Origin of the sequence: Kitasatospora sp. NPDC004745 (assembly GCF_042873275.1) — a bacterium.
Taxonomy (GTDB): Bacteria; Actinomycetota; Actinomycetes; order Streptomycetales; family Streptomycetaceae; genus Kitasatospora.
In genome coordinates, this window is the sequence record NZ_JBIALK010000011.1 from 110115 (window position 1) to 125431 (window position 15317).

At 75.0% G+C, this 15317-nt stretch carries 11 protein-coding genes; 7 read left to right on the forward strand and 4 right to left on the reverse strand.

The window, feature by feature from the left end; all coding sequences use genetic code 11:
* Window positions 1-65 precede the first annotated feature (65 nt).
* Both ACFYUY_RS19775 and ACFYUY_RS19780 read left to right on the forward strand, forming a co-directional pair.
* Window positions 66-1409, forward strand: coding sequence for a DUF1254 domain-containing protein (locus ACFYUY_RS19775; protein WP_387902040.1), 1344 nt, complete (start codon window positions 66-68; stop codon window positions 1407-1409).
* Between the two features lie 105 nt (window positions 1410-1514).
* On the forward strand, window positions 1515-2849 hold the full coding sequence (locus tag ACFYUY_RS19780; protein WP_360212708.1) for a DUF1254 domain-containing protein: 1335 nt from the start codon (window positions 1515-1517) through the stop codon (window positions 2847-2849).
* 48 nt (window positions 2850-2897) lie between these two features.
* Here ACFYUY_RS19780 and ACFYUY_RS19785 read toward each other — a convergent pair whose 3' ends face one another.
* Window positions 2898-4892, reverse strand: a complete 1995-nt coding sequence (locus ACFYUY_RS19785; protein ID WP_387902043.1) for a sigma-70 family RNA polymerase sigma factor — start codon at window positions 4890-4892, stop codon at window positions 2898-2900.
* Between the two features lie 240 nt (window positions 4893-5132).
* On the opposite strand from ACFYUY_RS19785, the gene radA reads away from it, so the two are divergent.
* Window positions 5133-6632 (forward strand): DNA repair protein RadA, encoded by a 1500-nt coding sequence (gene radA / locus ACFYUY_RS19790; protein WP_360212712.1) that lies wholly within the window; start codon window positions 5133-5135, stop codon window positions 6630-6632.
* A gap of 201 nt (window positions 6633-6833) precedes the next feature.
* Window positions 6834-7892 carry a DNA integrity scanning diadenylate cyclase DisA gene (gene disA / locus ACFYUY_RS19795; RefSeq protein ID WP_360212808.1) on the forward strand — a complete coding sequence of 353 codons (1059 nt, stop codon included), beginning with the start codon at window positions 6834-6836 and terminating at the stop codon, window positions 7890-7892.
* Between the two features lie 158 nt (window positions 7893-8050).
* Here disA and ACFYUY_RS19800 read toward each other — a convergent pair whose 3' ends face one another.
* Window positions 8051-8947, reverse strand: a complete 897-nt coding sequence (locus ACFYUY_RS19800; protein WP_387902046.1) for a hypothetical protein — start codon at window positions 8945-8947, stop codon at window positions 8051-8053.
* A gap of 215 nt (window positions 8948-9162) precedes the next feature.
* Between ACFYUY_RS19800 and ACFYUY_RS19805 the strand changes: the two genes are divergently transcribed.
* Window positions 9163-10104: an A/G-specific adenine glycosylase gene (locus ACFYUY_RS19805; protein WP_387902049.1), complete on the forward strand. Its 942-nt coding sequence runs from the start codon at window positions 9163-9165 to the stop codon at window positions 10102-10104.
* A gap of 169 nt (window positions 10105-10273) precedes the next feature.
* On the opposite strand, the gene ACFYUY_RS19810 is transcribed toward ACFYUY_RS19805, so the two are convergent.
* On the reverse strand, window positions 10274-11878 hold the full coding sequence (locus tag ACFYUY_RS19810) for an MDR family MFS transporter (protein WP_387902052.1): 1605 nt from the start codon (window positions 11876-11878) through the stop codon (window positions 10274-10276).
* 227 nt (window positions 11879-12105) lie between these two features.
* On the opposite strand from ACFYUY_RS19810, the gene ACFYUY_RS19815 reads away from it, so the two are divergent.
* Window positions 12106-12741: a helix-turn-helix domain-containing protein gene (locus ACFYUY_RS19815; RefSeq protein ID WP_360212718.1), complete on the forward strand. Its 636-nt coding sequence runs from the start codon at window positions 12106-12108 to the stop codon at window positions 12739-12741.
* A 46-nt stretch (window positions 12742-12787) separates the two neighbouring features.
* On the opposite strand, the gene ACFYUY_RS19820 is transcribed toward ACFYUY_RS19815, so the two are convergent.
* Window positions 12788-13738 carry a M23 family metallopeptidase gene (locus ACFYUY_RS19820; RefSeq protein WP_387902055.1) on the reverse strand — a complete coding sequence of 317 codons (951 nt, stop codon included), beginning with the start codon at window positions 13736-13738 and terminating at the stop codon, window positions 12788-12790.
* Window positions 13739-14097: 359 nt separating this feature from the next.
* Here ACFYUY_RS19820 and ACFYUY_RS19825 point away from each other — a divergent pair, with 359 nt between their 5' ends.
* Window positions 14098-15264: a beta-eliminating lyase-related protein gene (locus ACFYUY_RS19825; RefSeq protein ID WP_360212722.1), complete on the forward strand. Its 1167-nt coding sequence runs from the start codon at window positions 14098-14100 to the stop codon at window positions 15262-15264.
* Window positions 15265-15317 lie beyond the last annotated feature (53 nt).

Genomic DNA, 15317 nt, shown 5'->3' on the forward strand with positions numbered 1-15317 from the left:
TATGTCCAGAATTCCGGCCCGCCCCGGCGTCGCCGGCCTTCCGTGCACTGGGGAGAGCGACGCGCATGGCCAACCCGGCACTCGTGGACCCGGCCACCATCCGTGCGACGGTCGCCGAGGCCTGGATCCGCGCCTACCCGATGCTGCGGAACTACCGCACCCTGTACGCGCAGGCCCTGGACGACGCGGACCCGCGCCACGTCGGCGGCTTCGGCGTCTTCCGCCACCACCGGCGGCCGTCCACCCCGGCTGACACCGACGTCGTCACCCCGAACAACGACACCCCGTACTCCTGGGCCTGGCTGGACCTGCGCGCCGAGCCGTGGGTGGTGTCGGTCCCGGCGACGGACCGCTACTACGTCCTCCCGCTGCACGAACTCGACACCGTCTACGCCGGGTTCATCGGCAGCCGGACCACCGGCCCGGAGGCCGGCGACCACCTGGTGGCCGGCCCCGGCTGGCAGGGCGAGCCGCCCCCCGGCGTCCGCGGGGTGATCCGCACCGCGACCCGGCTGGTCGGGATCGTCGGCCGGACCCAGCCGGCCGGCGGGACACCGGCGGAGCTCGCCGAGCTGTCGGCCGTCCAGCAGGGCTACCGGCTGCGCCCGCTCCACGCCTACGCGGGCACCCCGGCGCCCGCCCCCGCGCCGGAGCCGGTCTGGCCGGTGTGGCGCGAGGAGGTGCTCGGCACCGTCGAGTTCCTGACCTTCCTCGACTTCCTGCTCGGCTTCTTCCCGCTGCACGGCGAGGTCGCGCTGCCGCCCGCCGAGACCGACCTGCGCGGGCGCCTCACCGACCTGGGCGTCGACGGCCGCGGCGAGTTCGAACCCGCCGCACTGCCCCTCGCGGTGCGCGCCGAGATCGAGCGCGGCATCGCCGACGGCCGCGCCCGGCTGGCCCGCGCCACCGGTGAACCCGGCACCTCGGCCGGGTTGTTCGGCACCCGTGGAGAGGTCGGCGCGGACTTCCTCGGCCAGGCGGTGGGCGCCGGGCTCGGCCTCTACGGGCTGCCTGCCGAGGAGGCCTGGTACGGCGGCTGGCCGGTCGACAGCGCCGGCAACCGGCCGCCGAACGCGAGCGACCGCGACTACGTGATCCGCTTCGGCCCGGACGACCTGCCACCGGCCCGGTTCTTCTGGTCGGTCACCATGTACGGGCTCCCGGACCGCCTGTTGACCGACAACACCCTGGACCGCTACTCGATCGGCGACCGCACCCCGGGCCTGGTCCGCGACCCGGACGGCGGACTCACCCTCCACGTCCGGCACAAGCGCCCCGCCGACGCCGGGCACTCCGCCAACTGGCTGCCCGCCCCGGACGGCCCGTTCTCGGTGGTCGCCCGGCTCTACGGGCCGGACCGCTCCGTGCTCGACGGCCGCTGGCGGCTCCCGCCGCTCGACCCGCGGTGACCGCCCCGCCGCCGCGGTGACCGCCCACGGCGAGCGCCGACACCCGACAGGCACCCCACAGGCACCCGACCGGCATCCCCGCACCGACCTGACGAAGGACACCCGATGACCCAGCCCGAGCTGGAGGCCCTGGCCGCCGACGCCTACGTCTACGGCTACCCGCTCGTCGCCGGCCTCACCATGGTCGAGCGCTTCACCAAGGGCGGCCTGGGCACCCTTCCGGTGGCGGAGTTCAACCACTTCAGCCACGCCACCCGGCTGGCCGGGCCCAGGGACCACTTCGTCTCGGTCAACAACGACACCGTCTACTCGGTCGCCCAGCTCGACCTCTCCGAGGGCCCGCAGGTGCTGCGCGTCCCGGACACCGCGGGCGCCTACTACGTGCTGCAGTTCGTCGGGGCCTGGACGGACAACGTCGCCTACCTCGGGAGCCGTGCCACCGGCACCGAGGAACAGACCTGGCTGGTCGTCCCGCCGGGCTGGCACGGCACACCGCCCGACCCGACCCGGGTGATCGAGGTGCCGACCACGGTGGCGACCATCGTCGGCCGCTTCGCCTGCACCGGCCCGCGCGACCTCCCCCGGGTCAAGGCCCTCCAGGCCGCCCTCACCCTGGAGCCGTTGGAGCCCGGCGGGCTGGTCGCCGGGCTGCCCGAGCCGGACCCGGACGTCCCCGAGCGGCTGGCCTTCTTCGAACGGCTCAGGGTCTGGATGCAGGCCTTCCTGCCGGCCGGGCCGGACGTCGAGTACCAGCGGCGCTTCGCCCCGCTCGGCCTCCTGGACCCGGGTGCCTCGCCGTACCGCGCGGCCGCCGCGGACTGGACGCTCGCGCTGGGCAGGGGCCTGGCCGCCGGCCGGGAACGGGTCGAGGACGCCACCCGCCCGCCCGAGGACCACCCGCTCGGCGAGTGGCGTTCGGCGCTCCACCTGTTCGACTACAACATCGACCACCTGGGGCCCGGGACCCGCGACGAACCCGACTGGCGCATCCCCGACCGCCGCGCCGGCTACCTCAGCCGGGCCGCCGCCGCCCGGGCCGGCCTCTGGGGCAACCACGCCTACGAGGCGTCCTACGCGATGACCTACGACGACTCCGACGGCCGCCCGCTCAGCGGCGAGCACCGCTACACGCTGCACTTCGACCAGCCGCCGCCGGCCGAGGCCTTCTGGTCCGTCACGATGTACGGGCTGCCGGACTACTACCTGGTGGAGAACCCGATCGGGCGCTACTCGATCGGCGACCGCACCCCGGGCCTGGTCTACGGCGAGGACGGCTCGCTCACCCTGACGCTTCAGCACGAGGAACCCGAGGACGGGCCGACGGCGGCCAACTGGCTGCCCACGCCGCCCGGCGAGTTCCGTCCGATCATCCGGCTCTACCAGCCGAAGCAGGCCGTGCTGGACGGCAGCTACCGGGTGCCGCCGATCCGGCGGAGCTGACCGCTCGGGCCGTACCGCTCCGCCCGTCCCCCCCGCCGTCCGGGTGCCTCAGCGCGCGGCCGGGGACGCGCCGCCCGCCGGGGCGGCCGTGGGAGAGCCCGACGGCTGCGAGGACGGCTGCGAGGAGGGCTGCGAGGACGGGTGCGCGGACGGCGAGGAGCTCGGTGAGGAGCTCGGCGAGGAGGAGGGCGAGGACGACGGCGGCACGGAGGAGGGCGAACCCGACGGGGACGGGGACGCCGTCGCCGATCCGGACGGTCGCGGGGTCCCGCTCGGAGTGCCACCGGGCGTTGAGCCGGTCGAACCGCTCGAGCCCGTCGAGCCGGTCGGTGTGGGACCGGGTGTCGTCCCCGGAGCCGCCGTGGCGGTCGGGCCCGGGTCGGCGGGGGAGGAGGCCGAACCGCCCCGGTTGTGCGGGCCGCCCTCCAGGGTGACGACCGCCTGCGAGGGCGGCAGCGCGATCCGGGCGGTCCAGTGCGTCGTGGGGGCGAGGTCCTCGTCCACCGTGACGATCACGGTGATCCGCTGGCCCGGGGCCAGCGTCCCGGAGTCACGGCTGAGCCGGAGCCAGCCGGCGTCCGGCGCGGCACGCCAACGGATCTCGGTGGCACCGGAGTTGGTGAGTGTGAGGACGGTCCGGTTGCCGTACTCGCCGGCCTCGACGGTGAGCAGCCCGGTCGCGGCCGGTGCGGCCTGGCCCGGCCAGGGAGCGGTGACCCGCTCGACCGCGGGGGCGGGGGCGGCGACCAGGGTGGGGCTGCCGATCGGGGTCGCGCCGCGGGCCGGTACCGGTACGGCCGGTCCCTGGAGGGCGAGCCGCGGAATCCCGGGGAACAACGTTTCTGCAGTGCCGGAACCGGACGTGACCGCCCCGGCACCCGCCAACTCCATCCCGGGGACCGCGGACGACTCCGGGCCGGCCGGATCACCCGCCGACGGCCGCGCGTCCGGTGGCAGCTGCCCGCCCGCCCGGCCGGCCTCCTCCACCCGCACCGTGGAGACCGAGGCCGCCGACCCCGACTCGCCGCCGCCGCGGTGCCCCGCCCAGAGCGCGACCACCGGCGCGGCCAGGACGGCGGCCAGCACCCCGGTGGTCACCACCCGCCGGCGGACCGCCAGCGCGCGGCCCGTGTCCGGCGCCCGGTGCCGGGGGAAGCCGCCCTGGTCGAACCGCAGTCCCGGATCCACCGCCGGGGCCCCGGCCGCCCGCCGGGCCCGCCGGGCGGCCCCGGACGCCGTCGGCAGGTAGCCCGCCGCGCTGTCCTCGCCCGCCTCGTGCGTGCCCGTCCCGCCCTCCGCGGCCCCGCCGTCCGCCGCCCCGCCCTCCACCGGTGCGGCCGCGGGCGCGGTCAGCAGCGCCAGCCCGGACAGCCCGGCCGAGCCCTCCGCCGCCTCGTCGCCCACCCGTTCCGCCGTCCCCCGGCAGGTCGGGCAGTCGACCACGTGCTGCACCAGCTCCCGGCGCAGCGCCGGACCGAGTACCCAGTCCCGCCAGGACTCCGCCCCGGCCCCGCCGAGCCGGTCGAGCTCCGGGCAGCTGCCCACCCCGAGCACCAGCAGCGCGGCCCTGGTCCGGGCCACCTCGGCCTCGGCGGCGGCGAGCAGGGCGCGGGTCCGTTCGAACGGCAGCCCCAGGACGGCCGCCGCCTCGTGCGGGGTCAGCCGGTGCCGGACGGACAGCTCCAGCGCCTCGCGCTGCTCGGGATCGGTGCCGGCCGCCTCCGGCCAGGCGAGCGAGGCCAGCTCGCGCCGCCGCCGGGCCGCCTCGGCCTCGGCCGGCTCCGCTCCGGGCTCCCGCCCGGCGCCGTCCGCCAGACGCCGCAGGCAGCAGTACCTGGCCAGTGCGAACAGCCAGGCCCGGACCAGCCCGGGCTCGGCGAGCCGGGCGCCGTGCCGCCGGGCCAGCTCGCGGACCTCGTGCAGGGCGGCGGCGGCCGCGTCGTGCTCGCACAGCACCGAGAGGCAGTAGGTGAACAGGCCGTCCACCTGCCGGTCGTACGCCGCGAGCACGGCGGCCGGCGGTGCTTCAGTACGCGTTGTCACCCGTCCGACGGTAGAGACGGCGGGCGGTGGGCCCCGAGCGTTCGCCGCGTATGTACTTCTTTCGGGTAACAACATCGTCCATCTGTGTGGACGCCGCCCGGCCCCGGCCCGTGCATCCGCCCGCCCCGGCCCGTGTACCCCCCGGCCCCGGCCCGTGCACCCCGCCGGGCGGAGCGCCTGCGAGGGGCCCGCGCCCCGCGCTCGTCCGGCGGTGTCAGACCCAGGCGCTACGGTGGCCGCATGGCTGCCCGTACCAAGACCACCGCCAAGCCGCGCCCGGCGTACCGCTGCACCGAGTGCGGCAACCAGCTGCCCAAGTGGGTCGGCCGCTGCCCGGAGTGCAACGCCTGGGGCACGGTCGAGGAGTACGGCGCGGTGCCGATCCGGACGACCGCCGCCGGCCCGGTCAGCGCGCCCGCCCGCCCGATCGCCCAGGTCGACGGCCAGGTCGCGACGGCGCGTTCGACGGGCGTTCCGGAGCTGGACAGGGTGCTCGGCGGCGGGCTGGTCCCGGGCGCGGTGGTCCTGTTGGCGGGCGAGCCCGGCGTCGGCAAGTCCACCCTGCTGCTGGACGTCGCGGCCAAGGCGGCCTCCGACCAGCACCGCACCCTCTACGTCACGGGCGAGGAGTCGGCCGGCCAGGTGCGGCTGCGGGCGGACCGCATCAACGCCCTCTCCGACCACCTCTACCTCGCCGCCGAGTCCGACCTCGGCGCCGTGCTCGGGCACGTCGAGGCGGTCAACCCCGGCCTGCTGATCCTGGACTCGGTGCAGACCATCGCCTCCGCCGAGCTGGACGGCGCCCCCGGCGGCCCGGCCCAGGTCCGCGAGGTGGCGGGCGCGCTGATCCGGGCGTCCAAGGAGCGCGGCATGGCCACGCTGCTGGTCGGCCACGTCACCAAGGACGGCCAGATCGCGGGCCCGCGCCTGCTGGAGCACCTGGTGGACGTCGTGCTCAGCTTCGAGGGGGACCGCCACGCCCGGCTGCGGCTCATCCGCGGGGTCAAGAACCGCTACGGCGCGACGGACGAGGTCGGCTGCTTCGAGCTGCACGACGAGGGCATCGCCGGTCTGGCGGATCCGTCCGGCCTCTTCCTGACCAGGCGTGACAAGCCCGTCCCGGGCACCTGCCTCACCGTCACGCTGGAGGGCAAGCGGCCGCTGGTCGCGGAGGTGCAGGCGCTGATGGTGGATTCGCAGATCCCGTCGCCGCGGCGCACCACCTCGGGCCTGGAGTCGCCGCGGATCGCGATGATCCTGGCGGTGGTCGAGCGGCACGGCGGGGTGAAGCTCGGCAAGCAGGACATCTACACCGCGACGGTGGGCGGGGTGAAGCTGAGCGAGCCGTCCGCCGACCTCGCGGTCGCGCTCGCGGTGGCCAGCTCCTCCTCCGACACCCCGCTGCCCAGCAACCTGGTGGCGATCGGCGAGGTCGGCCTGGCGGGCGAGGTGCGGCGGGTGACGGGTGTGCAGCGGCGGCTCGCCGAGGCGCACCGGCTGGGCTTCACGCACGCCCTCGTGCCGCCGGACCCGGGCAAGGTGCCGCCGGGCATGAAGGTGGTGGAGGTGGCCGACATCGGCGAGGCGCTGCGGGCGATCCCGGGCCGCCGCCGGGCCGCCGCCAAGCCCCGTGGTGAGGCACCGTCGGCGCCGCCGGCCCCCCGTTCGGCCCGGGTCGTCGCCGATCCGGAGGAGCTGATGGACGGCTGGGAGCCGCTCGACTCCGACGAACTGCGCTGACCCAAGCCCTGTCGATGCCGCACGCAGTTAGACTTTCCCCAGTCTCATTGGCCAGTAGGCAGTACCGAGCGGTACTGAGCGACAGAGCAACAGACCGCGGACCGGCGCACGGCGCGAGGCGCGCGGCACGGGGTCGACCGGAGGAGTCACGTGGCAGCCAGCGACCGGGGGGCGGACAAGGCCTCCCGTGAGGAGGCCCTGCTGCGGGCCTCCCTCACCGCCATCGCGCCCGGCACGGGGCTGCGCGACGGCCTGGAGCGGGTGCTCCGGGCCAACACCGGCGGCCTGATCGTGCTCGGTTTCGACAAGACGGTCGAGTCGATCTGCACCGGTGGTTTCGTCCTGGACGTGGAGTTCACCGCCACCCGCCTGCGCGAGCTGTGCAAGCTCGACGGCGCGGTGGTGCTGGACAAGGACATCACCAAGATCGTCCGGGCCGGCGTGCACCTGATGCCGGACTCCACCATCCCCACCGACGAGACCGGCACCCGCCACCGCACCGCCGAGCGCGTCAACCGGCAGACCGGCTTCCCGGTGGTGGCGGTCTCACACTCGATGCGGCTGATCGCGATGTACGTGAACGGCACCCGCCGGGTGCTGGAGGACTCGACCACCGTCCTGTCCCGCGCGAACCAGGCGCTGGCCACCCTGGAGCGCTACAAGCTGCGCCTGGACGAGGTCGCCGGCACGCTCTCCGCGCTGGAGATCGAGGACCTGGTGACGGTCCGGGACGTCACCGCCGTCGCCCAGCGGCTGGAGATGGTCCGGCTGATCGCCACCGAGATCGCCGGCTACGTGCTGGAGCTCGGCATCGACGGCCGTCTGCTCTCGCTCCAGCTGGACGAGCTGATCGCGGGCGTGGAGCCGGAGCGGGAGCTGGTCGCCCGGGACTACTTCCCGGAGCGCGCCGCCAAGAAGGGCCGCACGGTCAACGAGGTGCTGGCCGATCTGGAGGCGCTCACCCACGCCGAACTGCTGGACCTCCAGACGGTCGCCAAGGCGCTCGGCTACTCGGGCTCCCCGGAGTCGCTGGACTCCGCGGTCTCGCCGCGCGGCTACCGGCTGCTGGCGAAGATCCCGCGTCTGCCCAACACGGTGATAGAGCGCCTGGTCGAGCACTTCGGCGGTCTGCAGAAGCTGCTCGCCGCCAGCATCGACGACCTGCAGACGGTCGAGGGCGTCGGCGAGACCCGGGCCCGCTCGGTCCGGGAGGGCCTGTCCCGCCTTGCCGAATCGTCCATCCTGGAACGCTACGTCTGACCGGGGGCGCCCGTCTCGCGGCGCCTCCGCCCGGGCCCCCGGAGAGCAGGTCTCCCGGGGGCCTTCGCACGTCCCGCCGCGCCCCGCCGCCGAACGCCGAAGCCCCCACCGCCGGAACCGGTCCGGCGGTGGGGGCTTCGCGTGGAGCCGAGGGTGCCTCAGCTCTCCAGGCGGATCGAGGAGCGCGCCGAGACCTGCCCGCCGGAGAGTCCGGTGAGGTCGGCGACCACCAGGTAGGTGCCGGCGGCCGGGGCCGTCGCGTCCGCGGTGGCGCACTGCGGCTTGCTGCGGCTGCGGTCCCAGGTGAAGGTCTCGGTCATGCCGTTGTTGGCCGGGATCTGCACCCAGGCGCTGCCGCGGTCGCTCGGGCAGTCGCCGGAGGACCAGATCCGGTCGCCGTTGCTGGCGGTCACGGTGATCGCGGAGGCAGTCCGGCCCAGGTCCACCCGGCAGTTGGTGCCGGAGGCGTTCTTCACGGTGAGCGAGAGCCGGGGCTTGTCCTTGGGCTGGTACGAGTTCTGGGCGCCGGTCAGCTCCAGGGTGACCTGGGAGGAGACGCAGACCGGCAGGGCCATCACCTCGGCCGTGTTCACCGCAGGGGCGCCGCCCGAGCCGCCCGACCCGCCCGCGGCACCCGCGCCGCCGGTGCCGCCCGAGGCACCCGGACCACCCGTCCCGCCGGAGGCACCGCCCGCGGCCGCGCCACCGCCCGATCCGCCCGTGGCGGGGGCCGGGTTGGGGGCTCCGCCGGTGCCGCCGGTGCTGAGGCTGACCTCGCCGCCGCCGGAGCCGGCCACCGGGCCGCCGCTCTGGCTGCCGCCACCGCCGCTGCCGCCGCCGGGGCGGGCCGCCGGGCCGCTGGGCGAGGCTCCGGGCGTGATGGCCTGGGCGGGGGTCTGGGACTGGGACGGAACGGCCTGGGCGGCCTTGCTCTGTGATCCGCCGTCACCGCCCTGATCGGTCATCAGCCAGGCGATCAGGGAGACGACCGCCGCGACGGCGGCGAGCATGACGAGGCGCCGGCGCCAGTAGATCGAGGCCGGCAGAGGTCCCACGGGTTGACGCAGAGAGGGCACGCCCAAACTCTACGAGACTGTGTGTGGCGATTGACTCACCAACACTGCACAGTCGCCCCTTCCTTCACATGATCCGCCATTTGCGCCGTTCGAGGGAGCCCCGAAGCGGTGATTTCCCCGCGGTTCACCGAATTGTCCGGAGCCTCGACCTCCGCTTCGGCCGGGGCCGCCGGGCATGGGAGGATCGAAGGGCCATGGCTGCCATCACCCCCGTTCCCGTTGCTCCGACCGGCTCCGCACCGGAGGCCGTCCGGTTGCCGATGCCCCTGCCGCTCTTCCACGCGACCGTCCTCGACTGGTACGAGGCCGGAAAGCGCGACCTGCCCTGGCGGACGCCCGACGCGACGCCCTGGGCGGTCATGGTGAGCGAGTTCATGCTCCAGCAGACCCCCGTGAAGCGCGTACTGCCCGCCTGGGAGGCCTGGCTGACCCGCTGGCCCACCCCGGCGGCCCTCGCGGCCGACGCGCCCGGCGAGGCGGTCCGGATGTGGGGCCGGCTCGGCTACCCGCGCCGCGCGCTGCGGCTGCACGCGGCCGCGGTGGCGATCACCGAGGAGCACGGCGGCGAGGTGCCGGACGACCACGCGACGCTGCTCTCGCTGCCCGGAGTGGGGGAGTACACCGCCGCCGCGGTCGCCTCCTTCGCCTTCCGCCAGCGGCACGTGGTGCTGGACACCAACGTCCGCCGGGTGTTCGCCCGCGCCGTCACCGGCGTCGAGTACCCGGCCCAGGCCACCACGGCCGCCGAGCGCCGTACGGCGACCGCGCTGCTGCCCGACGACGCCGAGACGGCGGCCACCTGGGCGGTCGGCGTGATGGAGCTGGGCGCGTTGGTCTGCACCGCACGCGGCCCGGAGTGCGGGGACTGCCCGCTGTTCGCCCACTGCGCCTGGCAGCGGGCCGGCCGCCCGCCGTACGAGGGCCCGGCCCGGCGCGGCCAGACCTACGAGGGGACGGACCGGCAGGTGCGCGGCAAGCTGCTCGCGGTGCTGCGGGAGGCGCACGGCGCGGTGCCGCAGGCGCGGTTGGACGAGGTCTGGCCCGACGCGGTGCAGCGGGCCCGGGCGCTGGACGGACTGGTCGCGGACGGCCTGGTCGAGCCGGTCGAGCAGGGCGTCTACCGGCTGCCCCAGTAGCCGACGCCTCCGCGCTACGGCCCGGCCCGCCCGTTCGCGCTCCCGGTGTCCGAAGGCGCCCGCGGGACACCCCGGGGCACCTGGTGCCCCCGGGCCCGCGGGGACGCGGGGACGCACGAAGGCGCCCCCGGAGCACGGATCCGGGGGCGCCTTCGGCACGTCGGGCGGATCAGATGGCCGCCGCCTCCAGCGAGGCCTCGGCCGCCTTGTCCTCCTTGCCGGTGCCGACGCCGCGCAGCGGCACCTCGCGCAGGAACACCGCGGCGGCGATGGCGATCACGGCCGCCGCCGCGCCCCACAGGAAGACGGTGTGCAGGCCGTTGGACACCGCGTGGTGGTAGGCGTCCTGGATGGTGTCGGGGAGCTTGCGCAGGGCGGCCGGGCTCATCTGGCCCGGGTCCTTCACCCCGCCGCCGCCCGCGGTGGCCTGCTCGCCGAGCCGCTCCTTCATGGTCTCGGTGACCCGGTTGTTGAACAGCGCGCCGAAGAGCGCGACGCCGAAGGAGCCGCCGATGGTGCGGAACAGGGTGGCGGTGGAGCTGGCCACGCCCATGTCCTTGAGCTCGACGCTGTTCTGCGCGACGAGCATGGTGATCTGCATCAGGAAGCCCATGCCGGCGCCGAGCACGACCATCCAGCAGGCGGAGGTGAAGCTGCTGGTCCCGGTGCCCATGGTGGAGAGCAGCACCATGCCGCCGGTCATCACGACGGTGCCGATGATCGGGTAGATCCGGTACTTGCCGGTCTTGGTGACGGCCTGGCCGACCACCAGCGAGACGACCAGCATGCCGAACATCATCGGCATCAGCAGCAGCCCGGAGTTGGTGGCCGAGGCGCCCTGGACGATCTGCTGGTAGAGCGGCAGGAAGACGGTCGAGCCGAACATCACGAAGCCGACGATGAAGCCGATGATCGAGACCAGGGTGAAGTTGAGGTTCTTGAACAGGCTCAGCGGCAGCATCGGCTCCTGCACCCGCTGCTCGACGTAGCAGAAGGCGATCAGCGAGGCGGCGGAGAGCGCGGCCAGACCGAGGATCTGCTTGGAGCCCCAGGCGTACTGCTGGCCGCCCCAGGTGGTGATCAGGGTGAGCGAGACGATGCCGGTGGTGAGCAGCAGGGCGCCCAGGTAGTCGATCCGGGCCGTGTTGCGGACCTTCGGGAGCTTCAGGGTGGCGACGACCACGGCGAGCGCGACCACGCCGAGCGGCAGGTTGATGTAGAAGGTCCAGTGCCAGCTGAGGTGGTCGGTGATGAAGCCGCCGATCAGCGGGCCGCCGATGGTGGCGAGGGCCATCACCGCGGCGAACATGCCCTGGTACTTGCCGCGGTCGCGCGGCGGGACCAGCGCGCCCATGATCGACATGACGCCGACCATCAGACCGCCGGCGCCCAGGCCCTGGAGGGCGCGGAAGCCGATCAGCTCGTTCATGTTCTGCGAGAGGCCGGACAGCGCCGAGCCCACCAGGAAGATCACGATCGAGGTGAGGAAGGTGCCCTTGCGGCCGTAGAGGTCGCCGAGCTTGCCCCAGATCGGGGTGGAGGCGGCGGTGGCCAGGGTGTAGGAGGTGACGACCCAGGACAGGTGCTCGGCGCCGCCGAGGTCACCGACGATCGTCGGCATCGCGGTGCCGACGATCAGGTTGTCGAGCATGGCCAGCAGCATGGTGACGACCAGGCCGACCATCACGAGGCGGATCTCGCGGGGCGACCGCGGCTGTTCCTCCTCGGCCGTCTGCTCCTCCGGTGCCGGCCCGGCGGTCTTGGACTGTGACATGAGGTGGTGTCTCCCGGGGGTGTCGCGGACGAGCGGAGGCCGTGCGTGCCTGCTGGCTGACTACTTACTTGTCGCCCGGCTAGTTTGGTGTACCGTCGGCACGGTAAGTTGTGTACTAGCCGGCCGTCAAGCCAGTTTCCCGAGCGGCCGTCCGGGCAGGGAGAATGGGCCCGGGGCGGACGCCACCGGGGTCCGCAGCAGTCACCGACGCAGTCATGAGGCAGGCCATGGGCACTCCGCACAGCCCCCGCAGCGACACCCGGGCTCGCATCATCGAGGTGTCGTTGGAGCTCTTCTCCGAGCAGGGCTACGAGCAGACCTCACTGCGCGAGATCGCCGACCGCCTCGGCGTCACCAAGGCCGCGCTCTACTACCACTTCAAGACCAAGGACGACATCGTCCTCGGCATCGTCGAGCGGATGGCCGCGCCGATCGACGAGACCATCGCGTGGGGCCGCGAGCAGTCCTGGAGCCCGGAGATGCGGGACGAGCTGATCCGCCGCTTCGCGGACGGGATGGCCGAGCGGGCGCCGCTGCTGCGCTTCTTCCACGAGAACCAGCCCGCGCTGCGCGAGTCCCCGGCCGGGCTGGCGTTCCGGGACCGCATGATCACCATGATCCAGCTGGTGCACGGGCCGGACGCCGACTTCCAGGACCGGCTGCGCGCCGCGATGTCCCTGTTCACCGTCCACTCGTCGCTGTTCCTGCTCAAGCAGGACGACTCCGAGTGTGGCCGGACCGACAACGTCTGGGGCGAGACCTCACAGGTCGCGGCCACCCTGGAGGACGCGATCGCGGCGGCCCGGGTGGTCGCCCTGGAGATCGGCGGCCGGATCAGCCACCCCGCCCCCGCGCGCCCCTGACCGTCCGCCCCGTCCGCCCCCGGGCGGACAGGGCGCGGACCCGGGGTCAGAAGTCGGTGACGCCGTGCCCCGCGAGGTACGCGATCGGGTTGACCACCGCGCCGTAGTGGTTGCTGGTGCGGATCTCGAAGTGCAGGTGGGGCCCGGTCGAGTTGCCGGTGCTCCCGGAGCGCCCGATCCGCTCGCCGGCCGACACCCTGTCGCCCGCCGAGACGGCGAGCGAGGACATGTGCGCGTACTGCGCGTAGCGCCCGTCCGCCAGCCGCAGCACGACCTCCTTGCCGTACGCGCCGTCCCAACCGGCCGACACCACGGTCGCGTTGCCGACCGCCAGCAGCGGGGTGCCCGGGGCGACCGCGAAGTCCACCCCGGTGTGGTACCCGGCGGCGTACTCGGCGTTGGCCTTCCCGTACGGGTTGCTGGTCCGTGCACCGGGGGCGGGCGCCGACCACTCGGGCGCGGGCGCCGGGGCGGGTGCGGGTGCCGTGGCCGGGGCGGGCTCGGCGGCGGGTGCCGGGGCGGGGGCCGGGTCCGCGGGCGCTGCGGCGGCGGCCGGCGGCTCGGTCGGCAGCAGGTTGGCGGCCACCGCGACGGAATCCTGCGCCGAGTCCCCGCCGCCGGGGAGCCGGTAGGAGCTCGGCCCCGACACCTGGACGATCCCGGGGCTGGGCACCGCGGCCTGCGGTGCCGTGAAGGCCGAGCTGCCCGGGGTGGTGGGCCGGACGGTGTGCGCCGAGGCGCTGCCGGGGGCGGCCACCAGCAGCCCGCCGGCGAGCAGGGCGGCGACCACGCCCGCCGAGGCCACCGCGTGGTCCCGGTCGGCGCGCTGACGGCTGCCCGGCAGGGTGGCGTGACGGGGCGTGGCGAGCGCGCGCAGCGGTGCGGCGGCGTGGGTGCGGACGGCGTGGCCGAGCCGGGGCTGCCAGGCCGCGGCCTGGGCGGCGGCGCGGGCGGCGAGCCGGCGCAGCGCGGGCCCCACGGGCGGGACAGAGGACATCGGTTGCCGTACCTCACGGTCGTACGAGGGCAGCACGGAAGGACCCGTTCGGGGTGTGCTGCGCGGGGACCACTCAGGTGTAACCGTCACCGGGCGCAGCCCCAAACGGTGTGACGTACTACGGCGGGTAGTCGGCGTCGCGCCCGGGATCCGGTCCGGCGGAGCGACGATCACGGGGTCGGATCGACCACCACCGGTCCGCGGCGGCCGCCGGGCCCGCCGGGCCGCCTACTACCGCCGCTCGTACCCCCTCCGGCCCCTGTGACCAGTCCCACGCCGCAGCGGGGTTTGTGCCGGCCCCGGGGCCTTTCGCGGTCCGCGCCGCTGACCTGACGGGCCCGCTGCGGGACCATCGACGCATGTATGGCAACAGGAGCGAAGACCCCGACGGCAGTGACCGCCCGAGCCTCCCGGACCGCCGCTTCGCCGCCCTGCGGGGCTGCGAGCGGATCCTGTCCGGCGCCCGGCCGCAGAGCATGCGCGAACGCCTCGCCGCCCTCGCGGCCGCGGACGGCGGCCTGGACCACCGGCCGGACCAGTACGGCGACGGCGTGGTCCGCACCCTGGAGCGCCGGGTCGCCGACCTGCTGGGCACCGAGGACGCGGCCTTCTTCCCCACCGGCACGATGGCCCAGCAGGTCGCCTTGCGGATCCACGCCGAGGCCGCCGGGCTGCGCACCGTCGCGACGCACCCGCTGGCCCACACCGACCGGGCCGAGCGGCAGGCGCTCGGGGTGCTGACCGGACTGCGCAGCGTCTGGCCGACCATCGCGCCCCGCCAGCCCACCGCCGCCGAGCTGCGCGCCTTCGACGAGCCGTACGCCGCGCTCAGCCTCGAGCTGCCGTTGCGCGAGGCCGGGTTCGTGCTGCCCGACTGGGCGGAGCTGACGGCGCTGGCGGAGGTGGTCCGGGCGGAGCACGGCGCGGCGCTGCACGTGGACGGCGCCCGGATCTGGGAGTCGGTGCGGCACCTGGGCCACTCGTTGCCGGAGATCGCCGGGCTGGCCGACTCGGTCTACGTCTCCTTCTACAAGACGCTCGGCGGGGTCAGCGGCGCCGCGCTGGCCGGCGCCGCGGGCTTCGTCCGCACCGCCCGGGCCTGGCGGCACCGGTACGGCGGCCAGGTCTACCAGCAGTGGCCGGCGGTGCTGGCCGCGCTGGCCGGGCTGGACGACGAACTCCCGCGGCTGGACCGGTACGTGGCCCACGCCCGGACGGTCGCCGCGGCGCTGGCCGCCGCCTTCGCCGCGGTCCCGGGCGCCCGGGTGCACCCGGCCCCGCCGCACACCCACCAGTTCCAGCTCTGGTTGCCGTACCGCGCCGAGGAGTTGGAGGAGGCCACGCTGGGGCTGGCCGAGGACACCGGGACCGGGCTGTTCGGCGGCTGGCGCGAGCGCGACCTGCCGGGGCTGTCGATGACGGAGGTCACGGTGGCCGCGGCCGCGCTCGACTGGACGGCCGCCGAGGTCGCCGGGGCGGCCGCCGCCTTCCTCGACCGGCTGCCGGCCGGCGGCAAGGTCGGGTAGCGGCGGGGCCCGGTGCAAGGACGACCGGCCCGCCCCCGCGCAGTGCGGGGACG

What these genes read in the sequence shown, in the direction of transcription:
- ACFYUY_RS19775 (WP_387902040.1), top strand. Translation starts at nt 66, where the DNA reads ATGGCCAACCCGGCACTCGTGGACCCGGCCACCATCCGTGCGACGGTC.
- ACFYUY_RS19780 (WP_360212708.1), top strand. Translation starts at nt 1,515, where the DNA reads ATGACCCAGCCCGAGCTGGAGGCCCTGGCCGCCGACGCCTACGTCTAC.
- radA (WP_360212712.1), top strand. Translation starts at nt 5,133, where the DNA reads ATGGCTGCCCGTACCAAGACCACCGCCAAGCCGCGCCCGGCGTACCGC.
- ACFYUY_RS19805 (WP_387902049.1), top strand. Translation starts at nt 9,163, where the DNA reads ATGGCTGCCATCACCCCCGTTCCCGTTGCTCCGACCGGCTCCGCACCG.
- ACFYUY_RS19810 (WP_387902052.1), bottom strand. Translation starts at nt 11,878, where the DNA reads ATGTCACAGTCCAAGACCGCCGGGCCGGCACCGGAGGAGCAGACGGCC.
- ACFYUY_RS19815 (WP_360212718.1), top strand. Translation starts at nt 12,106, where the DNA reads ATGGGCACTCCGCACAGCCCCCGCAGCGACACCCGGGCTCGCATCATC.
- ACFYUY_RS19820 (WP_387902055.1), bottom strand. Translation starts at nt 13,738, where the DNA reads ATGTCCTCTGTCCCGCCCGTGGGGCCCGCGCTGCGCCGGCTCGCCGCC.
- ACFYUY_RS19825 (WP_360212722.1), top strand. Translation starts at nt 14,098, where the DNA reads ATGTATGGCAACAGGAGCGAAGACCCCGACGGCAGTGACCGCCCGAGC.